Origin of the sequence: Nocardia sp. NBC_00565, assembly GCF_036345915.1 — a bacterium.
Taxonomy (GTDB): Bacteria; Actinomycetota; Actinomycetes; order Mycobacteriales; family Mycobacteriaceae; genus Nocardia.
The window spans coordinates 1,469,762-1,495,286 of sequence record NZ_CP107785.1; the positions used below are offsets into that span (position 1 = coordinate 1,469,762).

Consider the following 25,525-nt stretch of genomic DNA (forward strand, 5'->3'; position numbering starts at 1 on the left):
TAGCCACTGCAACTAGTTGCAGGGGATCAGTGGGGGCAGATCGCTTGCGGCGCAGTGTGCCAACTGCTCGACCGGCTCGACTCAGGTTTCGAGACAACTTCCACCACGGATAGCCGATCAGAACTAGGGCTCATTTATGACGAATTCGACGACCCGGGCACCGGCAACGTCGCCGGACCTGGATGCCGGTGAGGGTACGTCACTGTCGCACCGGCAGATCCTGACCATCATGTCCGGCCTGCTGCTCGGCATGTTCCTCGCCGCGCTGGACCAGAACATCGTGAGTGTCGCGATCGTCCGGATCGCTAACAGCCTGGACGGATTCGACGAACAGGCCTGGGCGACCACGGCGTATCTGATCACCGCGACGATCACCACGCCGCTGTACGGCAAGCTGGCCGACATCTACGGTCGAAAGCCGTTCTATCTCACCGCGATCGGGCTGTTCGTCATCGGCTCGGTGGCCTGTACCTTCGCCACCTCGATGTACGAGCTCGCCGGATTCCGCGCCTTCCAAGGCCTCGGCGCGGGCGGGCTGATGTCATTGGCCTTCACCATCATCGGTGACATCGTGCCCGCCCGGGAACGCGTGCGCTACCAGGGCTACTTCATGATGGTCTTCGGCACCTCCACCGTGCTCGGACCGGTGCTCGGCGGGTTCTTCTCCAACTACGACCAGCTCTGGGGCGTCGAGGGTTGGCGCTGGGTGTTCCTGGTCAACGTGCCGATCGGCGTGCTCGCGCTCGGCGTGGTCGCCAAGGTGCTGAATGTGCCGCACCAGCGCCAGAATCACCGCATCGACTGGTTCGGCGCGGTGGCGTTGACGATCTGTGTGGTGCCGCTGCTGATCGTCGCCGAACAGGGCCGGGATTGGGGATGGAGTTCCCAGCGCGCGCTCATCTGCTACGGGATCGGCGCGGGCGGGCTGCTGCTGTTCCTGCTGGTCGAACTCCTGATGAAGGACGCGGCGCTGATTCCGCTGCGGCTGTTCAAGAATTCGACGTTCAGCGTCACCATCGCGGGCGGGTTCATCGTCGGCATCGCCATGTTCGGCGCGATCGTGATGGTGCCGCAGTATTTCCAAGTGGTGCGCGGGTATTCGCCGACCACATCGGGTCTGCTGATGCTGCCGCTGGTGGTCGGCATCATGTTCGGCTCGCAGCTGGCCGGGCAGATCACCAAATTCACCGGGCGGTACAAGATCCTGCCGGTGATCGGGACCTTCGTCATCGCGGTCGGCGCGGCGCTGTACGGGCAGGTGCACTACGACAGTCCGCTGTGGCAGCCGCTGGTCTACGGCGGTGTCATCGGATTCGGACTCGGTGGCTGCATGCAGACCTTGATCATCGCGGCGCAGAACGCGGGCCCGCGCTCGGATATGGGTGTCTCCACCGCGTCGGCGACCTTCTTCCGGCAGATGGGCGGCACCCTCGGCGTCGCGATATTCCTGACGATTCTGTTCAATCTGTTACCGCACCGGATCATCGACGCGTTCGGCGGTGCGCTACCCGAGGGGTTCGATGCCGCGCAGCTGAGCACCATGCAGAGCAATACCAGCGGGATCGCGGCGCTGCCGGACGAGCTGAAGGTGCCGATCCTGGTCGGGTTCACCGATGCCATGCACGGCGTCTTCTATGTCGCCGCGGGTGTTGCGTTGCTGGCCTGTCTGGTGCTGATGTTCATGAAAGAGATTCCGCTGCAGGATGATCCGGTCCCCGCGCCGGTAACTCGCGATGTCCCAGCGGAATCCAGCTGGGATGAGGCGCAGGTCTGGGAGGGTGCCGCGGAGGTATTGTCCGAACCCGAACCGGTGCTCGCGGGTGCGGTCGGTCGACATGTGTCGGTGGATCACGACGGGAACGGGGTATACGTGGCCACCGTTGTGCCGCAGTCATTTTCGAGTTCCGAGCATGACGGCCGATCGCTTGGCGGATGGATTCGGCGGGAAGACGGCAGACCGGTGCCCGGCGCGGTGCTGACCCTGATCGATCAACGGGGCCACCAGGTTTCACGGGCGACCGGCGATGCCGACGGCGGCTACCGTATCGACGCACCCGCGTCGGGCAATTACGTATTGATCGCCTCCGCGACCGGACATCGACCCGAGGCGGTGAGTGTGGCCGTCGGGCAACGCTCGCAATCGCTCGACCTCACGCTCACCGGTTCCGGCGAATTGTCCGGAGTGGTCCGCTCGGCCGGTCGTGGGACGCCGCTACCGGGTGCCACCGTCACATTGACGGATATACACGGCGAGGTCGTCGGCGCCGCCATCACGGCGGGCGATGGCGCGTACGTCTGCCACGGCGTCGTCTCGGGCACCTACACCCTGGTGGCCGTCGCCGAACATATGCGCCCGAACGCGACCACGCTCACCGTGCCCGACAGCGGTCTGCTGCGCCACGACATCGATATGGCGTCGATGGCGGTACTTGCCGGATCCGCCCGGGCCGACGGCGATCGCGCGGTACCGGACATCCAGATCAGCGTCCTGGACGCCGCGGGCGATCTGACCGCAACGGCGCGCACCGACGCCAACGGCCGCTACCTGGTGACCGACCTGGCCGAGGGCCAGTACACGGTCATCGCCCGCGGCTACCCACCGGTGCACAGCCGAGTCACGGTATCGGGCGGCGAGGTAACCCACGATGTCCGCCTCGGCTACGAGTCCGAGGAAGCGGTGGAACCACGCTGAGCGAACGGGTCGTTCTCGCTCTGTATTTCGCCGCCTCGAGGTGCGCGAGGCTCTGTATCAGGTCGAGGTTGTCGACGGCGGCGAGGTGGATCAGCGCAGGTGCGGGTAGGCGGAGTTTTCCAAGGCCGTCGAGTTCCACACCATCAGCATGGCACGGTTCATTCGAGCTGCATGGACGCGTGGCCGAAGGCGTCGGGTGAGTTGTCGTTGCGGATGTCGACGCCGTTGAAGTAGTCGAGGTGGGTGTCGGTGGGGAACGGGTATTTCTGGTTTCCCTCGTTGCCCTTCAGTTTTCCCAGATCGACGTAGTACGGCTCGTCGAGTTCGGGCGATGACCGCCGACGCGGCCCCTGCTCTGTTATTGGCGGGGCGCGTTCGGTGTTATCTGTCGATGTGCGGCAGTACCTCCGCGGCGATGCGCTCCATTTGGGGGGCCTCGTCGAAGAGCGGGTTGATCAGGATCATTTCGGCTCCGGCCGCGGCGACTTCGCGCAGGCCCTGTACGCAGTCCTTCGGTGTGCCGTGTACTGCGACCGGCAGCAGGGTTTTGCCGAAGTCGCCGTAGAAGTCGATCAGGGTGGCGGCCATGCGCTGTTCGGCTCGTTCGGCGTCGTCGTCCACGGCGATGTAGACGCGCTTGGCGATCCGGAAATCCGCTGGGTCGCCGGAGGTTTCGGCGAGCGTCTCGCGCACGAACCGCACTTGTTCGGCGAACTTCGCCGTCGTGGTCGAGCCCGCGCCGAAGAATCCGTTGCCGTGCCGGATCGCGCGCCGCAGCGCGGCGGGTGTGCTGCCGCCGAACCACAGTGGGGGATAGGGCTTCTGGAACGGCTTTGGCTCCATGGTCGCACCGGTCAGCTGCCAGAACTGGCCGTCGATATCGATTCGTGGCTGAGTCCAGAGCGCCTTCATGACCTGGAGGTGCTCGTTGAAGCGGGTCACCAGGTTGTCGGCGGGGTCGACGTCGAAGGCGGAGAACATCCGGTTGCGTCCGCCGATGCCGACGCCGATCTCGAGACGGCCCCGGGTGAGCTGGTCCAGCGTGCTGATGCGTTTGGCGAGGTGGACCGGGTTGTGCAGCGGCGTCACAAAGACCGCGCAACCGAAGCGCAGGCGATCGTTGAGGGCGGCGGCGAAGCTCAGCAACTCGATCGGACTCAGATTGGACGCCGAGCCGAGCAGTTGCTCGGTCGTCCAGGCGCTTTCGAAGCCGAGCGCTTCGGCTCGGTCAAGGTATACCCGCAGGTCGGCGGGTTGGAATGTGCCGTCGGGGATCAGCTGCGGGACCGAGATGGCATATCGCATCATCCGAGCCTAGCCGCGCCCTCACCGCCCGGCTCGGTGATCCTGATAGAGACCTGAACATGCTGGTAACTCGACCGTAACCACCCGCCGAGCCGGAACGATGCTCGCATGGATACATTATCCGAAAGCCATTATCCCAGAGAGGAAATCACCCCCGTGGGGCAGTTCTGCAGAGCGGTCTTCCTGGACGCTGACCACAAGCTGATCGGGTACTTGGAGCCCAAGATGCGGTCCATGAGACGGGCGGGGATCGGTGACGACTTCGTCCAGGGCGTGGAACGCCTCCTGACGGTGCCGACCCGCGTCGTGTGGGCCGGGCTGCATGGAATCCAGGCCGACGAGAGCCTGTACGACAAGGCCGCCTCCGTCGCCCCGCTGGTGGCCCCGCAGCACGGCTTCATCGGCCGCTACATCCTCAACCACGACAAACGCATCTACGTGGACAAAGCGAACGTGCTGCCCGGCGACGACAGCCACCGCGTCCATCCCTTGCCGATGCTGACAGCTGACGGTGCGGGATGGGCCGGCGGCGATATCGCATTGGTCGGCGCCTGGTCCGGCGACCGCATCTCGATGAGCGCCACTGTCCCCGCCGGCTTCGAGCTCCTGAACTACGATCTCGTGCCGAATTAGCCCTACGGTCGGCCGACGGTTGCCGGCCGCTCTCGCGGCACGTGGATGTGCGTGCCGCACAGCGGGATTCGGATCACAACGGCTTTCGGCCGGAACCTGAACACTCAACCTTGCGCGCGAGCCAACCGCGCGAGCTCGATGATCATCCGGTCGATTTCGTCGCAGGTGTTGTAGAACGCGAAGGACGGGCGCACGGTCGCTTCCAGACCGAAGCGCCGCAGGATCGGTTGCGCGCAGTGGTGTCCGGCGCGCACCGCGATGCCCTTCTCGTTCAATGCCTTTCCGACCTCGAGCGGTTCGTATCCGTCCAGCACGAACGAGATCACACTCGCCTTGTCGGGCGCTGTCCCGATCAAGCGGACACCAGGTATCGCCGCAAGACGCGGCGTGGCGTATTCGAGCAACCCGTGTTCGTACCGCGCGATATTGTCCATCCCGAGGCGCTCGACGTATTCGATCGCACTGCCCAATCCGACCGCGTCCGCGATGTTCCCGGTGCCCGCCTCGAATCGGCCGGGCGGCGGCTGGAACAGCGAACGCTCCAGGGTGACATCGCAGATCATATTCCCGCCACCTTGCCATGGCGGCATATCCTGCAGCACTTCGGATTTGCCGTAGATCGCACCGATTCCGGTGGGGCCGAACAGTTTATGGCCGGAGAAGACGAAGAAGTCGGCATTAATCGACCGGACGTCGATCTTGGTGTGCGGCACCGACTGTGCGCCATCGATGAGTGCGACGGCTCCGGCTCGATGCGCCTGCGCGACGATCTCGTGCACCGGCGTGATGGTGCCGAGCGCGTTGGAGACATGTGCCACCGACACCAGTTTCGTGCGGTCCGACAGCAGCCGGGTGTACTCGTCCATCCGCAGTTGGCCATTGTCGTCGGTCGGGATGACCTTCAGCTGTGCGCCCGTTTCCGCGACGAGCATCTGCCACGGCACGATATTCGCGTGATGTTCGAGGTGGGAGATGAGGATCTCGTCGCCTTCGCGAATGTTCTTGCGGCCCCAGGTTTGTGCGATCAGGTTGATGCCCTCGGTGGTGCCGCGCACGAAGATGATCTCCTCCGCGGCCGACGCGCCGAGGAAGCGTGCCACCGTCTCGCGGGCGCGCTCGTAGGCATCGGTCGACAGGGCGGCCAGGTGGTGTGCGGCCCGATGGATATTCGAATTCTCGTGTTCGTAGAAGTAGGCGATGCGGTCGATGACCGACTGCGGCTTCTGCGTCGTCGCGGCATTATCGAACCACACCAGCGGCTGACCGTTCACCCGTTCCCGCAGGATCGGGAAGTCGTTGCGCACGGCGTGCACGTCGAAGGGCGGGTGCCGATCGGGCTGGCGCCGATTCGCGGCCTCGAGGAAATAGAATTGCGAATTCTGCGGTGCGTCAGGAGATTCCGGACGGTCGAGGAAGTAGAAGGTCGGAGTTCCCGCGGTCGGCGCGTCCAGGACACGTGGCGGTGACAGCAGGCCGTCCATCGACGGCAGTGACACCAGGAACGGATCGGCGTAGACGTCGGCGTTGCGGGTCGAGGAGGTCGGGGGTGGACCGGCCGGAGTGGACATCGGGACGTCCGATCCCCAGGTGGGAACCTCCGCATCCGGCGTCGGTCCACCGGGCGGCACCGCCCCCTGCGGCACCGAGCCGTACTGCGACCCGACACCTTGTTGCGCCCGCGCTGTCGGTACCCCCGCTGTCGGCAAGTCGAGCGCGGGTGTGAACGTATCGGGAAGCGACACCGGCGGACTCGGCTCCGCGACACCGAGCGAGGCGACGCCCGGTGACGATGGCAAGGCCGAAAAGAACTCGCCCGCCAGCCGATTCAGCGTCGCCTCGTCGGGCAGCGGCCAATTCGCCACTGCCGCACCGTCGGTCGCCGGATCGGTCGGGATCAGGGGAGTCGGAACGTCACTTCCGGTAGGTCGGTGCGTAGTCATGGAACTTGTCCACCTCGGCTCCCTCGAGCAGCGCCACCGCGTCATCGGTCAGGATCGCCAGCGAGCAGTACAGCGACACCAGATACGACGCGATCGCACTGCGGTCGATACCCATGAACTTCACCGAAAGTCCCATGCCCTGTTCCCCGGCCAGACCGGGTTGGTACAGGCCGACCACGCCCTGCCGGGATTCGCCGGTCCGGATCAGCAAGAACTTCGTCTTGCCCTTTTCCAGCGGCACCTTGTCCGACGGAATGATCGGAACCCCGCGCCAGGTCACGAACTGGGAGCCGAAGAGGCTGACGGTCGGCGGCGGCACACCGCACCGGGTGCATTCCCGGCCGAAGGCCGCGATTCCCTCGGGGTGGGTGAGGAAGAAGCCGGGTTCCTTCCATGCGCGTGCGAGCAGGTTGTCCAGGTCGTCGGGCGTGGGTGGTCCGGCGATCGTCGAAATCTTCTGCTTGGGTGCGGTGTTCGCGATCAGACCGTAGTCGGGGCTGTTGATCAGCTCGCCCTCTTGGTGCTCCTTGATCGCTTCGATGGTGAGTCGCAACTGTTGAGCAATCTGATCGTGCGGACTCGAGTACAGATCCGACACCCTGGTGTGCACATCGAGGATGGTGTGCACGGCCTTGAGCCGGTACTCGCGCGGCTTCTTGTCGTAGTCGATGAAGGTCTCCGGCAGCGGCGACTCGTCGAAGTTGTCGCACTGGATATCCACGGTGTTTTCGTGGGTTACCCGGTTGCGGCGGTAGATGCCCGCTTCGACCGGCACCCAGTTGAGCAGATGAACCAGCCATCGTGGGCTGATCGATTCCATCTGGGGGACGGTCTTGGTCGCATTCGCGAGTACCCGCGCGGCCTCGTCACCCAACGCCACTGGTTGCGGAACAGCCTTCGTCATCGGAACCACCTTCGGATTGGCAAACCGATCGTTACCGCCGCGGCCATGCTAACTCTCGAGCCCGCGGTTGTCTTGATGTGAGCGCCATCGATCCGAGCCGTGTCCCTGGTCAAACGACCAACCCTGAATTTCAGAGCAGGGTCAGTGTGCCTGTCGGGCCAGCGATGGTCGCGAGGATAGTCGGCCTGGTGCCCGGCCGCACCTCGAGCTCGGCCGAAAGCGCTTGCAGCCGAGTCGCGATGGTGCGATCCGCCCGCGTCAAAGGCGCGGATCGAAGACCAGCCGGAAACCACTGAGCCCATGCTCGTCACCGGTCGCCCAGAACTCGCGTCCGGGCAGTTCGTTCTGCGGCAGCCCGGCCTGTTCGGCGATTTCGGCGGCCGGTATCCACATCGGCGAATGCGCCGGATGCCATGGTGTCTGCACCTGTGCTCTATCGCCGAACAACAGGATCACCCGCACCCGCACTGGTTCAGGACCCATGAATCCATGATGCGCGCATCAATCGAATTTCACTTCCCAGCGCTTGATGCCATTGAGCCAGCCCGAGCGCAGGTGCTCGGGTTCGGCGAGCTGGCTGAGGTTGGGCATGGTGTCGGCGATGGCGTTGAACATCAGATCGATCTCGAGGCGGGCCAGGTTGGCGCCGAGGCAGTAGTGCGTGCCCGCGCCGCCGAAGCCGACGTGCGGGTTGGGGTCGCGCAGGATGTCGAAGGTGAACGGATTCGCGAAGGCGTCCTCGTCGAAATTGGCCGAGCTGTAGAACAATCCGATGCGCTGGCCCTTGCGGATCAGCTGTCCGCCGAGTTCGACATCGCGGGTCGCGGTCCGCTGGAACACCGAGACGGGCGTCGCCCAGCGGACGATCTCATCCGGAGCCGTGTGCGGTCGCCGCTGTTTGTAGAGCTCCCACTGCTCCGGGTTGTCGACGAAGGCCTTCATGCCGTGCGTGATCGAATTGCGGGTGGTCTCATTGCCCGCCACCGACAGCAGGATGACGAAGAACGCGAACTCGTCGGATCCGAGGTGCTCGCCGTCGATATCGGCGTTGACCAATTGCGTCACGATATCGTCGGCTGGGCAGGCGCGCCGCTGCTCGGCCATGGTCCACGCATAGCCGGTCAATTCGAGCTGCGCGGTCGTCGAATCGGCCGCGTACTCGGGATCATCGGCCCCGATCATCTGATTCGACCAGGTGAACAGCTTCTTGCGATCCTGCTGTGGGACCCCGAGCAGTTCGGCGATCGCCTGTAGCGGCAATTCGCAGGCGACCTGCTCGACGAAGTCCCCGCGGCCGGATTTCTTGGCCTCGTGCACAATTCGCGCGGCGCGCTCGGTGAGTGCGGCGCGCAGGCTCTCCACCGCGCGCGGGGTGAACCCTTTGGAGACGATGCGGCGGTTCTTGGTGTGGATCGGCGGGTCCATATTGAGCATGATCAGCCGCTGCATATCGAGCTGTTCGCGGGTCATGCTCGCCTGGTAGCGGATGATCGCCGAGTTCTCGGTCGAGGAGAAGATCTCGGGATGCTTCGAGATCTCCTTGATGTCTTCGAGTTTCGTGACCGCCCAGTAGCCGCCGTCATCGAACCCGCTGGACTTGTCGGCCTGGGCGCACCACCAGACCGGCGCGGTTCGGCGCAGCTCCGCGAATTCCGTGGTGGGCCTGCGTTCGGCCCACAGATCCGGATCGGTGAGATCGAACCCGGCGGGAATCGACGGCGTGGCCATGGCCACCTCCCATAGCTGGAACACGTTCTACAGTGATTGAAGCACAGTGTCCCGCTCTGACGTGGTGAAATGCCTATGCGTCTCGGCACGGCGTGCGCGACCATCGAGGTCGCTGATCGACTGGACGTGGAAGAGCTTGGCGGACAACGCGGGCCAGCGATTCGGGCGGTTCGGGGCGAAGTCCTCGGGCGATGGCCGCGAAGCCGGTTTCAGTGCTCGAGCTTGCGCAGCAGGATGTGCAGCGACCGCAGGTCGTCGGGGGAGAGGGCGGCGAACGTGGCCGGCGCCGGATCCGGGGTGGCCATGGCCTGGGCAAGGACGGCGCGACCGGCGAGGGTGATGGAGACCTGTTTGCGCCTGCGGTTGGTCGGGTCGATCTCGCGGACGACCAGACCGAGCTCCTCGAGGTGATTGACGGCCACCGTGGTGGCCGGCGCGTCCATGGTCGCGGCCTGTGCGATCTGGTTCAGCGTGAGCGGGCCCGGGCGCAGGCGGCGCAGGATGCGAATGCGGCTGAACGGCACACCGGTTCGTTCGGTGACCGCACGCTTCCATGGGTCGCGGGTATCCATCACCAGGTGGGTGAGCTGTGCCCACACCGCGTCGGCGGTCGGTGCGTCATCCGGCATGCGCGGGGACCTTCACTTCCAGTATCGGGGCGACACGATCGCGGGACCGCGCGGCCCACCGAGTATTCGCGACCATCCCGAGTATGGCGATCCCGGCGGTGAATACCGCGATCAGCCACCACAGTCCGGCACCGGTCAGCGCTCCGCACAGCGCGACGCCGATGCTGACGCCCACCTGCCTGCTGGTCGAGGCGACCGCCGATGCGGCGCCCGCGCGATCCAGCGGCATCCCGCTGACCGCCGCCGTCGTGATCGGCGCGTTGACCATGCCGAATCCGATACCGAAGATCGCGAACAGGATGACGAGATGCCAGACCGGCGTGCTCGCGTCGAGTCGGGTGAGCAGCGCCGCGGCGATGGTCATCGCGACGCCCGCCGCGAGCAGTGACGGCTTGGTCCCATAGCGTCCGACCAGTCGCCCCGACAGCGGCGAGAAGATCAGCATCGCGACCGCCATCGCCAGGTACAGCAATCCGGTGTGCGCGGCCGAATAACCACGCACCCCTTGCAGATACAGCGAGCAGGTGAACAGGAACGCGCCGAGCGCCGCGAACGCGAACACCGCGATCACCGTCGCCGACGCGAATGGCACACTGCGGAAGAACCGCAGATCGATGAACGGATCCCGGTGTCGCGACTCCTGCCACAGGAATCCGGCGAAGGCCACCGCCGACACCGCGAACACCACCGGCAGCTGCTCGATCAATCCGAAGACCAGGGTGAACAGAAACGCGATCGCGAGCAGCTGGCCGATCGGATCCAGCCCACGCACCGTGGCGGACTTCGATTCCGGCACGAACAGCGTCGTCAAGACCAGCGCGAGTACGCAGATCGGCAGATTGATCCAGAACACCGACTGCCACCCCAGCGAATCGATCAGCACACCGCCGACCATCGGCCCCAATGCCATCGAAATACCGACCACCGCACCCCAGATGCCCACCGCGCGAGCGCGTTCCACCTTCCCCGTGAATACCTGGGTAATGATCGACATCGCGACCGGGTTGAGCATCGATCCGCCGATCGCCTGCAAAAACCGTGCCCCGATGAGGGTTTCGATGCTCGGCGCGATGCTGCACGCCAACGAGCCCAGCGCGAACACCACCAGTCCGATGCGGAATACCCGACGCCGCCCGAACCGATCCGCCGCCGCGCCTGCCAGCATCAGCAGGCTCGCGAGCGTCAGCGTGTAGATGTCGATGATCCACTGCAGCCGGGCGAGCGGCGCGTGCAGCTCATCGCGAATCGCGGGCACCGCCACATTCACGATGGTCGAGTCCATCGACACGATGAGCAGGCTCAGACAGCATGTCGCCAACACCAGTAGCTTGCGTCGCGGCGTCAGCTCGCCAACAGTTGTATTCACACAACTATTGTGGGGCTACAACTATCCTGCACGCAAGGTCGCGGCTTGTGATGTGATCCGCGGAACGGACCGAATCTGTTCAGTCCGGCCCCGGCGAGCTCGAGCCGTCGCCTGTCACCCACCTGTCCCTCCCCGCAATCTGGGGGCGAGGAACGGAACTGCCGAATCCGGTGCTGACAAGTTACTGCAGATAGGGCGCGTTCTCCGTGCAGGTGATCATTGCATCTGATCGAGCATGTCGGAGAACGCCGCCTCGAGCCGCAGCGATTTTTTGATCTCGTCGCCGGTGACGTAGGGGTACTCGCCGTACTCGAGGAAGCTCGGAACGTGGTGCTCTCGGACGAATCGGACGAACGCCTCCGGGTTTTCCTTCCAGTCCTCGGGGAACCCTTCGAGGTTGGTGAAAACGGTGCTGATACCGGTCTGAGAGAAGAGCGCCACCGCATCCTCGGTGTACTTGTCGAAATCGGTGTCGAAGATGCCTTGGTACTGGAAATGCAGTCCGGAGCCGACGTCGAACAACAGCCACCGCAGGTAATGCAGCCGCAGCGCCGCCAGCACATCCGGACTAGCCGCTACCGCTTCTTCGATCTCCTTGCCGTGCGCGCGAATCGCCTCTTCCCGACCCGGTTTCACCTTCGCGATGATCGAGAACCCATAGCAGGCCGGGGTCCGCGGATAAATCGGGCCATACCTACCCCGCTCCAGCTCGAAATAACCCTCAGCGGGGATGGCCATCGCCGCCGGTTTGCTCCAGTCATGATCGGTCACTGGCATGTCTTCACCTGCCTCACCATCACAAGTAAGCCGGACATAACTATCGGCATCGGCGTAGGCGACCTCGAACACCCCGCCCACCAGCGGCGCCGACACGGACCACACTCAGGCTCGGTATAGACGCAGTCTTCCAGGCTGACCGCCCTAGGTCCTCGGAACCCGCAACCTACATCCGAACTCCGCAACCACTCCCCGCAAACTACCCCCGGACACCGCAACCTATCCCGGACAGAACACACTTCTTGTCCATTCCGGTTGAACCTTGCGGACCGCGACTAGCTGACCTGCGGCCCGAAAGGTTGCCCGAACAGTTCGGCGGCGCGAGTGTTCGGATCTACTTTGCGGATTGGGTGGCGTCGGCAGGTCGGGCCGCGTGATCCGGGGACCGCAGGCAACGGGAACGATCGGGTTCCCGCTGGTCACCACCAGCACGCCGAAACCTATGTCCGCCGAACCCACCCACGAAAGCTAACCCGAACACCGAAATGCCGGCCCGAACAGGAGCGGATAGGTTTCCGGACGATGCGGGATTGCAGCGAAGCTGGTGGTGCGTCCGTGCGGGAACGCCGCTGACGCGACTCCTGTGCGGGTGACAGGTGAGACTCATATTTCTCCGACGCTCGGCGTACGATAGCGGTGGCTGATCCGGGGTCGGTGGCCCCGCCGGTCGGCGACCGAGGTGGATGCGAGGAAGTGGCTCACAAGGGAGCTGAGTATGCGCATCGTGGTGGATCTGAACAAGTGTCTGGGATACGCGCAGTGTGTCCCGCTGGCGCCGGATGTGCTGAAGCTGCTCGGTGACGAGGCGCTCGCCTACGATCCCAACCCTGACGAATCCCAACGCCAGCGGGTACTGAGGGCGGCGGCGGCATGTCCGGTTCAGGCGATCATCGTGGAGACCTACACTCCCGCTGAGGATGACCCGATGTGAGCGCGGCATCGCTGGTCGCCGACCTGGTGGCAGCGTTTCGCGCGGAAGGCCGCATCGTGATCGTGGGCGCCTCGCTGGCCGGGTTGCGCGCCGCGGAAGCGTTGCGAGAGCGCGGTTTCCGCGGCAAGCTCACGGTGATCGGCGACGAGCCGCACGAGCCCTACGATCGTCCGCCGCTGTCGAAGCAGGTGCTCGAGGGATGGGTACACCCCGATCACACCAGGCTCCCGCGGCGGCGGGCCGTCGACGCCGACTGGCGGCTGGGGGTGGCCGCCACCGGCCTGGATCGGGTCAACCGCCAGGTGCTGCTGGCCAACGGGGACAAGGTCGACTACGACCGGCTGCTGATCGCCACCGGGGTGCGGGCGCGGCAGTGGATCAATCCTCGAGAAGCCGCGCTCGAGGGCGTTTTCACAGTGCGTACCTGCGATGACGCGGCACGCCTGCAGGCCGCGCTACACGCCGCCCCTCGGCGGGTCCTCATCATCGGGTCGGGATTCATCGGATCGGAGATGGCCTCGGTGTGTTGCAAGCTGGGCCTGCCGGTGACCGTCACCGAACGCGCCGACGGGCCGCTGGTCGGCGCGCTAGGCGGGGTGATCGGTGACATCGCCGCCAGGATGCAGCGCGATGCGGGGGTCGACCTGCGCACCGGGGTCGCGGTCGAGGCGCTGGAGGCAGATGACGGCGGCCACGTGCGGCGGGCTCGGCTTTCCGACGGAGCCACCCTCGATGTCGACGTCGTGGTCGCGTCACTGGGATCGATCCGCAACGTCGAGTGGCTCGAGGGCGCCGGGCTGGCCAGCGGCTTCTGGGGGGTGGGTTGCGACGCCGGCTGCCGCGCGTTCGACATCAACGGCGTAGTGACCGACAACATCTTCGTCGCCGGCGACATCGCCCGCGCCCCGCACGTGCTCTACGAATACCAGTTCATCTCCATGGAGCACTGGGACAACGCGGTGTCCGGAGCTCAGGTAGCTGCCAACAACATGATCAACCTGGAGACCGAGCGGTGCCCGCACCTTCCGCTGCCGATGTTCTGGTCGGCCCAGTTCGGCGTCAATATCAAGGGTGTGGGGGTGTGCTCCTTCGGCGACGAGATCGTGTTCACCCAAGGTTCGCCTGACCAGCGCCGCTTCGCCGCCGCGTACGGCCGTCGGGGGCGCATCGTCGGCGCCGCCACGTTCGACCACGGCAAGTGGCTGGACTACTACAGCGCTCTCATCGAGCGGTCGGCGCCGTTCCCGCCGCCACCACCGGGCTACGACCGCCCCGGGGACATGACCCCGATCCCGGCGCGCTTCCCGGATCCGCGCGTGCCCACCGAGATTCCCACCGTCGTGCTCACCGGTCACGACCCGACCACGCGAGGTGCCGAGTTTCGTCGGCGGAGCTGACACCGCACGCCACTGCCCGCCGAATCAAGGAGGGATTATGACCGCAGAGACTGCCTGGGCGGAGGCGATGACCTACGACAACCGCGCCGATCCATACCCGTTCTTCGCCGAGCTTCGCAAAACTCCCGTCGTGCAGGTGGCCGACAACCTCTATGTCGTCACCGGCTACCGCGAGCTGCTGGCGCTCGCGCACGACCCCCGGATCAGTTCCGACATCCGCCGCAGCCCGCTGGCAGCCCACCTGGCCGGCGACGCCGAACCGCCCGCGGGCATCGAAGACTTGCAGGCGCACGGCGGCCGTCAACCGAGCATCATCGTGTCCGATCCGCCGGACCACGACCGGGCCCGCCGGCAGGTGATGCGCCACTTCGGGCCGCCGCACTCGCCCGACCTGATCCCGAGCATGGAGCCCGGCATCGTCGGACTGTGCAACAAGCTGCTCGATGACATCAAAGCCCGAGAATCAACTAGGTTCGACGTGGTCGACGACTACGCCTATCCCGTACCGGTGACAATGATCTGCAAAATCCTCGGGGTCCCCCGCGCCGACGAACCAACCTTTCACCTCTGGATCCGTGACCTGTTGACCGGCCTGGATCTGGGCCCGGATGCCACCACCGACGAAGGACGGGCCCGCGCAGCAAAAGGCCGAGCCGCCGGTGCGGCACTGCGGCACTACCTCGCCGAGCTGATCGAGCAATACCGTCACCAGCCCGGAGATGGACTGCTCTCGGACCTGGTCAACGACACCGAAGGGCCGGACGGTCCGATGTCACCGCAGGAGGCCGTATCCAATGCGCAGTTGTTGCTCGTCGCCGGCCACGACTCCACGGTCAACACCATCGCCAACTGTGTGATGACCCTGCTACGCAACCCCGGCTCGTTCGAACTGCTGCGGCAGCGCCCGGAACTAATTCCACGCGCCATCGAAGAAGTTCAGCGACTGCAGTCGGCCGTGCAGTTCTTCCCCAGCCGCAGCGCCACCGACGACATCGAGATCGCCGACACCGTCATCCCGAAGGGCGCGGCGGTGCACCTGATGTACAGTGCCGCCAACCGCGACCCCACCCGCTTCGCCAACCCCGACCAGTACGACCCCGAACGCCCCGACAACGAGCACCTCGGCTGGGGCAGCGGTATCCACACCTGCATCGGCGGCCCGCTAGCGCGGCTGGAAGTCAACCTCACACTGGAAACCTTCCTGCGCCGCGTGCAGAGCCCCCGCCTGGTCGACGACCCACCGACATATCGCCGAAGCCATATCTTCCGCGGGCCACTACACCTCATGATCGACGTCGACCACATCACCGACTGAAGACACATCATCAAGCCTTCGCCCACCCCCTCGCTAACCCGAGTCGACATAGACGATCTCGAACTCACCGCCCTCCTGCTGACATCGCCGCACCCCCGCGCACCGGACTTCAGGCTTCACACGGGCAGGCAGTCCGCCTTCCGGGCCCTCGCTACGTCCCAGAACCTGCAAACTATGTCCGAACTCCGCCGCATCCCCCCGAAAACCAACCCCGGACACCGAAACCTATACCCGAACAGGATGTCACTTTTCGCTTGGGCGCAGGTGCGGCGAATCCGGCATCTGGCAATGTAGCGCGGTTGTCATTGACGTGAACCCGGGTTGAGGTTGAAGGCTGGAGGGATGAATCGACCTTCTGAGTTCTGGAATTCCGTTTACGACGATGGATCCGCACCGTGGGTCATCGGGGAGCCGCAGCCCGCGGTGCTCGAGCTGATCGAGCAGGGATGGATTCGGGGTGCGGTGCTCGATGTCGGGTGCGGGGCGGGTGAGCATACGATCCGGCTGACCGAGCTCGGCTATGACGTGCTCGGCGTGGATCTGTCGCCGAGTGCGATCGCGTATGCCCGCGCCAATGCCGAAAGGCGCGGGGTGGCCGCGCGATTCGAAGAGGCCGATGCGCTGAAGCTCGGGGAGGAGCCGCGCTACCGGACCATCCTCGACAGCGCCCTGTTCCATGTCTTCGCCCATGACAACGGCGATCCCACCGACTATGTGAGCAGTCTGCACAAGGTGCTCGAGCCGGGCGGGCTGGTCCATATCCTCGCGCTCTCGGATGCCGAGCCGGGTTTCGGACCGCGCATCAGCCGAACGGCCATCTCGGATGCGTTCGGCGCTGGTTGGGAGCTGGAAGAGCTGGCGCCCGCCCGGTATCGGGGGCGCGTGAGCGAGGCCGTAGTCGAGGCCGAACAACTCGGGCTCACACCGGGCAGCATCGTCGATGGGGCGGCCTGGCTCGCCCGGGTGCGCCGCTCGTAGCTGGTGGCGAGACCATTTCCTAGCGCTGCGCCAACACCCTGCCTGGTGGACTTGGCAGCGGGTCACGGGAATACCTGCCGTGACCCGATCGCCAATGGAAAGGGTCACTCGACATGACATACACCCGTACCGGACTTCTGCGAACCGCCGTCGCGCTCGGCGGTCTGCTGGCGGCGGGCGCGCTACTGGTTCCGGCCTCCGCCTCCGCGCAACCGGGCGTCGGCGGCGGACTGATCGAGACGACATGCACCTTCGCCCAGGTGGACGCGGCCATTCACGCCGAAGCGCCCAAGCTGGCCGAACGTCTGGACAGCCATCCCGATCGCAAGGCGAAGCTGCAGGAGTTGCTCGCGCTGCCGGTCGACCAGCGCAAGCAGCGCGCCCAGCAGTGGCTCGACGCGCACCCGAACGCGAAGACCAAGATCGAGGAGAAGCGCAACTCACCGGAGGGGCAGCAGAAGGTCGACAAGCTGCGGAATATCGCCAACAGCTGCCACAACTACTGAGGCGATGGCGGGTGGCGCTAGCGGGTGCCGCCCGCCTTCTCGTTCGGGATGCTGACGATGACGGTGAGTCCGCCCTCGGGTCGCGCCGTCGCCCGGACCTCGCCGCCGTGGGCATTCGCGACTGATCGCACGATCGACAGACCCAGTCCCGCGCCGCGGCTGTTCGGTGTGTGGGCGGACTCGGCGACGCGTTCGCCGGAGGCCAGTCTGCGGAACGGTTCGAAGAGTCCATCGACTTCGAAGGCCGGTACGACCGGGCCGGTATTCTCGACGATCAGTTGGGCGCTGCCCGCCGTGCTCGCCGATCTGATCGCGACCCAACCGCTTTCGCCTACGTTGTAGCGAATCGCGTTGTCGGCCAAGTTCTGTGCGAGTCGTTCCAGCAGCACCGGATCACCGGAAACCGGAGCCGCGGCGAGGTCGGCGCGGATCTCGATACCGGCCTGGTCGGCGACGGCGACGACGCGGCGCGCAATCTCGGCGAGGTCGACTCGGCTGCGTTCGATGAGTCGCGGTTCACTGCTCGCGAGCACCAGCAGGCCGTCGATCAGCCGCTCGTGCCGATGATTGACCTCCAGCAGCGTGGCGCCGAGCCTGCGCGTCGACTCAGGTGCGTCGGGATCGTCGAGTGCCACCTCGATCAGCGTGCGATTGATGGTCAGCGGTGTGCGCAGTTCATGTGAGGCATTGGCGACGAAGCGCCGCTGGCCGTCGAAGGCGCGATCCAGCCGCTCCAGCATGGCGTCGAAAGTGTCTGCCAGATCCTTGATTTCGTCATCGGGTCCGGTCAGATCGATGCGTTCGTGCAGACTGCGGTCGGCCACCCGGCGAGCCGTCGCGGTGATCTGCTGCAGCGGGTTCAACACTCGCCCGGCCAACAGCCAACCCAGTCCACCGGCCGCGATCCCGATCGCGCCGAGCGAGACCAGCGACCAGACCAGCATGGCCTCCAGGGTGTCTCGGCGTTCCTTCGCGGCCTGCGCGGTCAGTGCCGCATACAGTTCCTCGGAAACGATCGGGCGGTTACGTTTGGTCAGATACTCGCGCACGAGGCGCTGCGCACCGACCCCGTAGCGTCGATCCAGCGACTGGTCCAGATAGAAATACATCAACGCGACCAGAATCGCCCCGGCGATGAAGAACGCGCCCGCGTACAGCAGGGTGAGCCGCAGCCGAATGGTGCGTCCCCTCATCGGATGCGGTACCCCACGCCCGCCTCGGTCTCGATCACCGGCGGATCGCCCAACTTTCGGCGCACCATCATGATCGTGTACCGCACCACCCCCGTGAACGGATCGATGTTCTCGTCCCATGCCTTCTCCAATAACTGCTCCGCCGACACCACCCCGCCATCGGCCAGCAACAACTCGGCGAGCACCGCGAACTCCTTGCGCGACAACGAGACCGGCTCGCCGTCGCGGGTGACCGCCAGCCGATGCGGATCGAGCCGAATGCCCGCCCGCTCGAGCACCAGCGGTGTCGCGGGCCGCGCCCGCCGCCCCAGCGCTTGGATCCGGGCCACCAACTCCGCGAACGCGAACGGTTTGGTCAGATAGTCGTCGGCGCCGAGGCCGAGCCCGGCGACCCGCTCGGCCACCGCCGCGGCGGCCGTCAGCATCAATATCCTTGCGTCGCTACCTGCCTCGGTCAGCGAGGTGCAGACGGTATCGCCGGAGACCGTCGGTAAATCGCGATCGAGCACGATGACGTCATAATCGTGCACCGCGCCCCGCTCCAGTGCGTCCGCGCCGTCGTACACCACATCGACCGCCATCGCATGCCGCCGCAGCCCATCGGCTATCGCGTCGGCCAGCAACCGTTCGTCTTCGACCACCAGTACCCGCACCCGACCATCGTGCCTGTTGATGCTGTTAGGGCGGTGTTAGTGCGCACGGATACCGGTCAAGTTGGCGATTTCGGCGCAGGGCGTCGACAGGGAGTGATTCAATCTGCTCGGTGTGCGCTCTGAAGTAGCTGATTGCAGTGAAAGGAGTTCAGATGACCTTGTCGGTCGCCGACCGCATATTCCGTCGCGTGAGCCGATTCCATACGGAACGGATTGCGACCGCATGGGGCGGGCGGCACATCTTGCACGGCCGAAAGCCGACGCCGGGTGAGGTGGTGCTGACCAGTAATGACTATCTGGCGTTGGCGCGTGAACCGCGCATCGTCGCAGCCATGTGCGCATCGCTGCAGGACACCGGGGGTGCGGCGGCACCGTCGGGGGTCTTCCTGCACGGTGTCGACCATCCGCAGATCATGTTGGAAAAGGCGCTGGCCGAACATATGCGGGCGGCGGGCGGAATTCTGTGCCAATCCGGCTGGGATGCCAATGTCGGGTTGATGCAGTCGATCGCCGACGCGCAGAGCCCGGTGTATGTCGATCACATCGCTCACATGTCGCTGTGGCACGGTGCGAAAACGGCTGGTGCGCCGGTGTATCCGTTCCGGCACAATTTTCCGGGCCACCTGCGCGACGAGGTCCGCAAACACGGGCCGGGCATCGTCGTGGTCGACGCGGTCTACAGCACCAACGGCAGTCGCTGTCCGCTGACCCAGATCTGTGATGTCGCCGAGGAGACCGGCAGCGTGCTGGTGGTCGACGAATCGCATTCGCTGGGCACCGATGGGCCACAAGGCGCGGGCATGGTGGTGGCGCTGGGCCTCGCGGAGCGGGTACCGTTCCGAATCGCCAGCCTCGCTACGGCTTTCGCGGGGCGCGCCGGATTCATCGCCACCAACAATATCGATTTCGTCGACTACTTCAAGATGGAGTCCGATCCCGCGGTCTTCTCCGCGACGCTGCTGCCGCACGATATCGCGGGCCTGGCCGCGACGCTCGACGTGATCCGCGCCGACGACTGGCGGCGGGTCCGCCTGCGCGAGGTCGCCGCGGTCGTGCGCCGTGCCCTGATGGCGCTGGAATTCGATCTGGAGGGTTCGGCGAGCCATATCGTCGCGCTGCAGACCGGACCCGATCAGCGCACCATCGCGATCCGCGACTTCCTGGAGGCCCGAGGCGTTTTCGGTTCGGTCTTCTGCTGGCCCGCCACCGCCCGCGACCGCGCTCTGATCCGCTTCTCCATGCATGCCGGACTCACCGATACACAGCTCGACCGACTCATCCAGTCCTGCACCGAGGTTCGCAATACATTCGGGGGCATGGCGCCGTCGCATCCCGAAAAGCCGAGGCCCACACCGGCTCCGGCGCAACCGCCGCTGGTACCGACCGGAGATCCGAGTCGGTGAACCGATCAGCGAGGTTCGACCTCGGCGCTGCCCAAGTGCGGTCAGGCTGGAACAACCTGGGCCGATGACGTATCGGCACGCGGCAGGATCACCGTGAACGTCGCGCCGTCGCCCGGTTCGCTGTGCACGCTGACGCGGCCGCCGTGTGCCGCGACGAGAGCCTGAACGATGGATAGGCCCAAGCCGGTTCCGCCGCTGGTGCGGGTGCGGGAGTTGTCGGTGCGGTAGAAGCGTTCGAATACGCGGGCGGCGGCCTCCGGGGTCAGCCCGGGCCCGGTGTCGATCACGTCGATGCGCACCTCGTCCCGAGCCGGGGTGAGCCGCACGGTGATCGCGGCGGTGGCCGGGGTGTGGGTGAGGGCGTTGCCCAGCAGATTGGTCAGGATCTGGCGCAACCGTGCCTCGTCGCCGGTCACGTCCATGGTGCCGACGCCGGGGCGGACCTCCAGGGTGATCGGCCGCTGCGGCTCGGTTTTCTGCTGTGCCGCCAAGGCCTGCGCGTTGTGCACGGCGTCGCCCGCCAGCGTGAGCAGATCCACGGGGCTGCGGTCGAGCGGGCGTTTGGCGTCCAGCCGCGCGAGCATCAGCAGGTCCTCGACCAGCAGGCCCATCCGCTCGGCCTCGTCCTCGATCCGCCCGACCACCATGCGCGCGTCCGTGCTCGCACCCTGCCGGTAGAGTTCGGCGAATCCGCGAATCGTGGTGAGCGGCGTGCGCAATTCGTGGCTGGCGTCGGCGACGAACTGGCGCATCCGGCGCTCCGAACGGCGGGCGTCCTCCTCCGATGCCTCGGTCGCGGCCACGCCGTGCTGGATCTGGGCGAGCATCGCGTTCAACGAACGCGCGAGCCGGTCGACCTCGGTGTCGACATCGCGCACGGGCACCCGCCGGTGCAGGTCGCCGCCCGCGATCGCCGCCGCGGTCTCCTCGACCGTGCGCAGCGGGCGCAGACTGCGCCGGACGACGAAGTAGCCGACCACACCGAGGGCGAGCAGTGCCGCCGCTCCGATGCCGAGTTCGAAGTAGATCAGCCGCGAGACCGTCTCCTGGTTGTCGGTGAGCGGCACCGCGATCGTCGTCGAGCCGTACTGGTTGCTGGTGGTCAAGGTGCGCCACAGCACCTCGGATTCGTTGGTCGAGCCGACCGTCGTGGGGACTGCGGTCGCGTGCGCCGGCAGATCCGGTGTCGCGCCGGTCCCCGCGACCGTGCCGGGTGCACCCGAATAGAGCTCTCCCGTAGGGCCCTTGCGCAACTCGAAGAAGCGCCGGGGTTGATCGGTGAACGCCCGGGGCACGGACGACGCGTCCGGCATATCGGCCGGAATCCACAGCGCCGCACCATCGTTCGTGACGATCTGCTTCATCTCGCGCGGCTGCGCCCAAGACCGGGCCGCATCGTAGAGCTGCTCGTCGGTCCGCGCGGTCAGCGATCGACTCAACGCGGAGGTCACCGCGAAGCCCGTGGCGAGCAGCACCATGGCGGCCAGAAAGACCAGGGTGACAACGAGCCCCACCCGCAACGGGATGGCCGACACCCGCCGCGCCAGTGTCTTGCGCAGCCTCCTGCCCGGCTCTGCTCTGCTCATCCCCTCAGAGTGCCGCTACGACCGCCACCCAACCTCAGACCCAGCTGGGTGTTTCCTGTGAGCCGGGCTGGCTCAACTCATCGCACGCTACGCCGGCGTGCCGGTTAGAGCACAGATCCGTGGCTGCCGTACCGCACGACATTGCGATCGACCCGGTCCATGGTCGTCAGCATCCCAAAGGGACCCCGGCCGATGGCCGAGGTCCCGTCACCGGATCACGGTTGCGGCGGCGGGCTGAAGACGCCGAAATCGTTGCCCGAGGTGTCGAGGATGTGGGCGAAGACCAATCCGTCCTTGCCGGTGATCGGCGGTACCGACACCTTCCCGCCGAGCCGTTCGGCGGCCGCGACCGTGGCCGCCACGTCTTGGACGAGCACGAAGAAGGTGGCGTGGTTCGCGGCGGCATCCGGCGTATGCGAGATGCCGCCACTGGGGGCCTCGCTCTCGGGGTAGCTGACCAGGTCGTAGCCGTCGGCGTTCGGGTCGCCCGCGAAGGTCCAGCCGAACAGGTCGCCGTAGAACTTCTCGGCCTGCTCGGGCTTATCGCTGCCGACCTGGAACCAGGCCACCGTATTGAAAGGGGGAGTGCTCACGTGTCGTCTCCTCGGAATCGGGTGTCGATGCCTTGCCCGACAACGATCACCCGGCGCGGCGACAACACCCTGTCGGTGTTTCCGCGCGGCCGTTCTCACAGTGCGACACTTCTCAGCTTGAAATCGGGGATATCCGACGCGGTACCGGCCAGCGGTCGCGGCGGCACCGGCAGATCGGTCATCGTCACCGCACGGATGCGATCCAGCCGGAAGCAGCGGGACTCCTCGCGCAGACGGCACCAGGCGATGAGATACCAGCCGGGGGAGCCGCTGAGAAACGCAATCGGTTCGACGTCGCGTTCGCTGTGCGTACCGAAGCGATCCGAGTAGCTGATCCGCAGCACCCGCCCGGCTTCGATCGACTGCCCGATGACTGCGGGAATCGCTGGGGTAGGTGGCGCATCGGCCGGGTCCACCAGCCGAATCCGCGCCGCGAGGTCACGAGCGGCGGCGGCGTTGCGTTCCGACATCACCCCCAGAATCTTGCGCAGGGCGCTGTGCCCGGCCTGGTCGAATGGCGTCGTCTCGCTGCGCGCCAAGGCGACCGCGAGCGCGACGGCCTCCGCCGGGGTGAAGTTCAGCGGCGGCAGCGACATGCTCTTCTCCAGCGCGTAGCCACCACGTCGGCCGACATCGGCATAGATCGGAATGCTCGCCTGCTGCAGTGCCGCGATATCGCGTTCGATCGTCCGAACGCTCACCTCATAGCGTGCCGCCAACTCGCGTGCGGTGCGCAGCCGCGGCGCAATGGCCCGTAACTCTTCGACGATCGCATAGAGCCGATCCGTGCGGTTCACGGCGTCACCGTAACGCCGACCACCGACATCAAATGTCCGGCTTCTCGACGAAGTCGCCCTGTCTGGTCGAACCGAGCCACAGCTGGTGGATCCGGTCCTGGCTGGCATGCTGGGCCAGGTTCTCGGAGCGGATCCCGTAATGCCCGAGCCATATTCGTCGCGGTACACGATCCCGACGAGCCGGTGGCGCTGCGCGGTTCGCGGGCGGCGGCATCTGCGCTCGAGGCGGGACGTTGGTGGGCTATTGGTCGCTTATTAGGGCTCGGCCCGACTCTTTGTGCGACCCCGTCACAACCAGCACAAAGGGATCCGATGAAATTCAAGACCACTGCCGCCGCCCTGGCCGTTTTCGCGGGCGCGGGCCTGTTCGCACTGCCCGCCGCCGCGGCCGCGCCGCTGACCAACTGCGATGTCGATAGCGCCGCACTGGCCCTGCGCGGCGAGGAGAGTGTCGTCTTCGACCAGATCAACAAGATGCGCGCCGAGGCGGGCTTGAAGCCGGTCACCCATACCGATGTGCTGGCCCGTCCGGCCGAATGGGCGAGCAACGACAGCGCCGAGCGCGGCTCCTCACCGGCCGACCATGTCGACACCCTGGGCCGCGACATCAAGACCCGCTTCGCACAGTGCGGTGTCCCCACCAACGCGCCCAAGATCGCCGAGATCAACTTCTACGGCACCAATGTCGAACCGGCCGACGCCATGCGCTTCTGGTCGAACTCGCCCGGCCACCGCGCGATCATCCTCGACAGCCAACTCGACAATATCGGCGTCGCGGTGATCTACCAGGGCGACCGCCGCCACTGGACCGTGACCTTCGCCAACAGTGGCGCCACCGCGCAGCCCGTCACCGTCACCCGCGAAAACCTCACCGGCGCACAGCATCAGACCGAATTCGACAACCTGGTCGCCCAGGGCTACCGCATCACCGACATCCGCGTCACCGGCGGCAACGACCCCCGCTACTCCAGCACCTGGTTCCGCAACGACGGCCGCGCCTGGCAGGCCCGCCACGGCCTCGACTCCGGCGCGTACCAGGCGGAATTCGATAAACTGCTCGGCCAGGGCTACCGCCTGACCCTGGTCCGCGGCTACGAGGTGAACGGCTCCTCGCGCTTTGTCGGCATCTGGGAGAAGAACGACGGTCGTGCCTGGCAGGCCCGCCACGACATCTCGGTCGACACCTTCAACACCACCGCCGCCCAACTCTCCGCCCAGGGCTACAAGCTCGTCCACGAACACCGCTACACGGTCAAGGGCCAGACCTACGTCGCGGCCATCTGGAACAAGTAGCCCGCCACCCCCTGCCGCGGTCTTCCTCCGGGGAGACCGCGGCAGCGCCACGTCGTCGTACGCGCCGGGTTCGGATTGGGCTGTCGCATATACAGTTACCGCCGCGCAGGTTGCAACCCTGTGTGACGGAGTCGGTGGGTATGCGACAAAAGCTGTGCCCGCGCTGCTGGGCTCAGGCGCGCTGCATTGGCTGTCGCATATCCTGTGAGCCTGTCGCAGAGGTTGCCTTGTACGAGGGTGTCACTGGATATGTGCCAGATGGTCGGCTATCGCTGCGGTGAGACCAGCATCGGCTGGCGCAGGTCGAAGTATTCGACCTCACCCATGAGGGCGCCTTCCTCATCGAACAGTGAGCGCAGATCGTCGGGGATCTCCAACTTTTCGTGGGCGCGCGCTTCGGCCTCGGAGGTGAAGTACACCGCCTCGACGTAGCCGTCATTGCCGTAGGTCGCCAAGGTGCCGCCGAGGATCTCCGGGCGCAATTCATGGATGCGATCGCCGCCCTGGCCGAGCAGTTCGCGCATCCGGCGTTGGTCGCGCGTGTGGCCTTCCATGATCTGGACGAATCCGGCCTCGTCGGAGCCGCCGCCCAGCCACTGCGTCACATCCGGGCAGTTCATGAAGGTGACCGGCCCGGTGAAGCACTGTTCGGTCTCGGCCCACCACGCGCCTTGTTCCGGGCGGTCACTATTGCGTCGCGCCGCATCCTCGGATTCGAATCGCGCGAGCGCGATGAATGTGCCGTCGTCGCACAGTCCGCTGGTCGTGCCGAGGTAGCCGACGGCTCCCGGCCGCAGCTCCTCGGTCCACCGATCCATACATCGACGTAGCCGGTCGGCGTCGGACACCTTTCCTTGAATGACTTGGATGAACATCGAGTCCTCCTCGCGCGGAGGGATTACTCCG

General features: G+C 65.8%; 23 protein-coding genes. 9 read left to right on the plus strand and 14 right to left on the minus strand.

Translation table 11 applies throughout. The annotated features are described in order from the left end of the window. Window positions 1-136: 136 nt before the first annotated feature. Window positions 137-2,692, plus strand: coding sequence for an MFS transporter (locus OG874_RS07100; protein WP_330254311.1), 2,556 nt, complete (start codon window positions 137-139; stop codon window positions 2,690-2,692). A 381-nt stretch (window positions 2,693-3,073) separates the two neighbouring features. On the opposite strand, the gene OG874_RS07105 is transcribed toward OG874_RS07100, so the two are convergent. Next, window positions 3,074-3,997 carry an LLM class flavin-dependent oxidoreductase gene (locus OG874_RS07105; RefSeq protein ID WP_330254312.1) on the minus strand — a complete coding sequence of 308 codons (924 nt, stop codon included), beginning with the start codon at window positions 3,995-3,997 and terminating at the stop codon, window positions 3,074-3,076. 234 nt (window positions 3,998-4,231) lie between these two features. On the opposite strand from OG874_RS07105, the gene OG874_RS07110 reads away from it, so the two are divergent. Then, a complete protein-coding gene (locus tag OG874_RS07110) occupies window positions 4,232-4,630 on the plus strand; it encodes a hypothetical protein (RefSeq protein ID WP_330254313.1) in 399 nt (132 codons plus the stop codon). Window positions 4,631-4,734: 104 nt separating this feature from the next. On the opposite strand, the gene OG874_RS07115 is transcribed toward OG874_RS07110, so the two are convergent. From OG874_RS07115 to OG874_RS07145, 7 genes are all read right to left on the minus strand, one after another. Then, the gene (locus OG874_RS07115; RefSeq protein WP_330254314.1) at window positions 4,735-6,570 is read right to left on the minus strand and encodes a family 2A encapsulin nanocompartment cargo protein cysteine desulfurase; all 1,836 of its coding nucleotides are present in this window, start codon (window positions 6,568-6,570) and stop codon (window positions 4,735-4,737) included. Then, entirely contained in the window at window positions 6,542-7,474 is a 933-nt protein-coding gene (locus OG874_RS07120; protein ID WP_330254315.1) for a family 2A encapsulin nanocompartment shell protein, read from the minus strand. Before OG874_RS07120 ends, OG874_RS07115 begins: the two co-directional genes overlap by 29 nt. A 258-nt stretch (window positions 7,475-7,732) precedes the next feature. After that, window positions 7,733-7,957 (minus strand): hypothetical protein, encoded by a 225-nt coding sequence (locus OG874_RS07125; RefSeq protein WP_330254316.1) that lies wholly within the window; start codon window positions 7,955-7,957, stop codon window positions 7,733-7,735. A gap of 18 nt (window positions 7,958-7,975) precedes the next feature. Then, the gene (locus OG874_RS07130) at window positions 7,976-9,202 is read right to left on the minus strand and encodes a cytochrome P450 (protein ID WP_330254317.1); all 1,227 of its coding nucleotides are present in this window, start codon (window positions 9,200-9,202) and stop codon (window positions 7,976-7,978) included. A 209-nt stretch (window positions 9,203-9,411) separates the two neighbouring features. After that, complete coding sequence (locus OG874_RS07135; protein ID WP_330254318.1) at window positions 9,412-9,831, minus strand: MarR family winged helix-turn-helix transcriptional regulator; 420 nt, start codon at window positions 9,829-9,831, stop codon at window positions 9,412-9,414. Further along, a complete protein-coding gene (locus tag OG874_RS07140; protein ID WP_330254319.1) occupies window positions 9,821-11,197 on the minus strand; it encodes an MFS transporter in 1,377 nt (458 codons plus the stop codon). Before OG874_RS07140 ends, OG874_RS07135 begins: the two co-directional genes overlap by 11 nt. 216 nt (window positions 11,198-11,413) lie before the next feature. After that, the gene (locus OG874_RS07145; RefSeq protein ID WP_330257210.1) at window positions 11,414-11,974 is read right to left on the minus strand and encodes a hypothetical protein; all 561 of its coding nucleotides are present in this window, start codon (window positions 11,972-11,974) and stop codon (window positions 11,414-11,416) included. A gap of 715 nt (window positions 11,975-12,689) precedes the next feature. Between OG874_RS07145 and OG874_RS07150 the strand changes: the two genes are divergently transcribed. The 5 genes from OG874_RS07150 to OG874_RS07170 all read left to right on the plus strand — a co-directional run bounded on the left by OG874_RS07150 (window position 12,690) and on the right by OG874_RS07170 (window position 17,101). Further along, window positions 12,690-12,905, plus strand: coding sequence for a ferredoxin (locus OG874_RS07150; RefSeq protein WP_327094688.1), 216 nt, complete (start codon window positions 12,690-12,692; stop codon window positions 12,903-12,905). Beyond that, complete coding sequence (locus tag OG874_RS07155) at window positions 12,902-14,302, plus strand: NAD(P)/FAD-dependent oxidoreductase (RefSeq protein ID WP_330254320.1); 1,401 nt, start codon at window positions 12,902-12,904, stop codon at window positions 14,300-14,302. Before OG874_RS07150 ends, OG874_RS07155 begins: the two co-directional genes overlap by 4 nt. 37 nt (window positions 14,303-14,339) lie before the next feature. Beyond that, entirely contained in the window at window positions 14,340-15,617 is a 1,278-nt protein-coding gene (locus OG874_RS07160) for a cytochrome P450 (protein WP_330254321.1), read from the plus strand. A gap of 342 nt (window positions 15,618-15,959) precedes the next feature. Next, entirely contained in the window at window positions 15,960-16,595 is a 636-nt protein-coding gene (locus OG874_RS07165; protein WP_330254322.1) for a class I SAM-dependent methyltransferase, read from the plus strand. Window positions 16,596-16,708: 113 nt separating this feature from the next. Continuing rightward, a complete protein-coding gene (locus OG874_RS07170) occupies window positions 16,709-17,101 on the plus strand; it encodes a hemophore-related protein (RefSeq protein ID WP_330254323.1) in 393 nt (130 codons plus the stop codon). 17 nt (window positions 17,102-17,118) lie between these two features. Here OG874_RS07170 and OG874_RS07175 read toward each other — a convergent pair whose 3' ends face one another. Together OG874_RS07175 and OG874_RS07180 are read right to left on the minus strand one after the other, a co-directional pair. Next, on the minus strand, window positions 17,119-18,294 hold the full coding sequence (locus OG874_RS07175; RefSeq protein WP_330254324.1) for a sensor histidine kinase: 1,176 nt from the start codon (window positions 18,292-18,294) through the stop codon (window positions 17,119-17,121). Continuing rightward, window positions 18,291-18,947: a response regulator transcription factor gene (locus OG874_RS07180; RefSeq protein ID WP_330254325.1), complete on the minus strand. Its 657-nt coding sequence runs from the start codon at window positions 18,945-18,947 to the stop codon at window positions 18,291-18,293. The genes OG874_RS07175 and OG874_RS07180 overlap by 4 nt, the downstream gene beginning before the upstream one ends. Window positions 18,948-19,099: 152 nt before the next feature. Between OG874_RS07180 and cqsA the strand changes: the two genes are divergently transcribed. Further along, window positions 19,100-20,350: an alpha-hydroxyketone-type quorum-sensing autoinducer synthase gene (gene cqsA / locus OG874_RS07185; RefSeq protein ID WP_330254326.1), complete on the plus strand. Its 1,251-nt coding sequence runs from the start codon at window positions 19,100-19,102 to the stop codon at window positions 20,348-20,350. Between the two features lie 41 nt (window positions 20,351-20,391). Here cqsA and OG874_RS07190 read toward each other — a convergent pair whose 3' ends face one another. The 3 genes from OG874_RS07190 to OG874_RS07200 all read right to left on the minus strand — a co-directional run bounded on the left by OG874_RS07190 (window position 20,392) and on the right by OG874_RS07200 (window position 23,326). Continuing rightward, on the minus strand, window positions 20,392-21,936 hold the full coding sequence (locus tag OG874_RS07190; protein ID WP_330254327.1) for a sensor histidine kinase: 1,545 nt from the start codon (window positions 21,934-21,936) through the stop codon (window positions 20,392-20,394). 215 nt (window positions 21,937-22,151) lie between these two features. Continuing rightward, the gene (locus OG874_RS07195; RefSeq protein WP_330254328.1) at window positions 22,152-22,529 is read right to left on the minus strand and encodes a VOC family protein; all 378 of its coding nucleotides are present in this window, start codon (window positions 22,527-22,529) and stop codon (window positions 22,152-22,154) included. A 95-nt stretch (window positions 22,530-22,624) separates the two neighbouring features. Next, on the minus strand, window positions 22,625-23,326 hold the full coding sequence (locus tag OG874_RS07200) for a helix-turn-helix transcriptional regulator (RefSeq protein WP_330254329.1): 702 nt from the start codon (window positions 23,324-23,326) through the stop codon (window positions 22,625-22,627). 312 nt (window positions 23,327-23,638) lie between these two features. On the opposite strand from OG874_RS07200, the gene OG874_RS07205 reads away from it, so the two are divergent. Then, on the plus strand, window positions 23,639-24,619 hold the full coding sequence (locus OG874_RS07205) for a CAP domain-containing protein (RefSeq protein ID WP_330254330.1): 981 nt from the start codon (window positions 23,639-23,641) through the stop codon (window positions 24,617-24,619). Window positions 24,620-24,885: 266 nt separating this feature from the next. On the opposite strand, the gene OG874_RS07210 is transcribed toward OG874_RS07205, so the two are convergent. Then, entirely contained in the window at window positions 24,886-25,494 is a 609-nt protein-coding gene (locus tag OG874_RS07210; RefSeq protein WP_330254331.1) for a hypothetical protein, read from the minus strand. Between the last annotated feature and the right edge of the window lie 31 nt (window positions 25,495-25,525).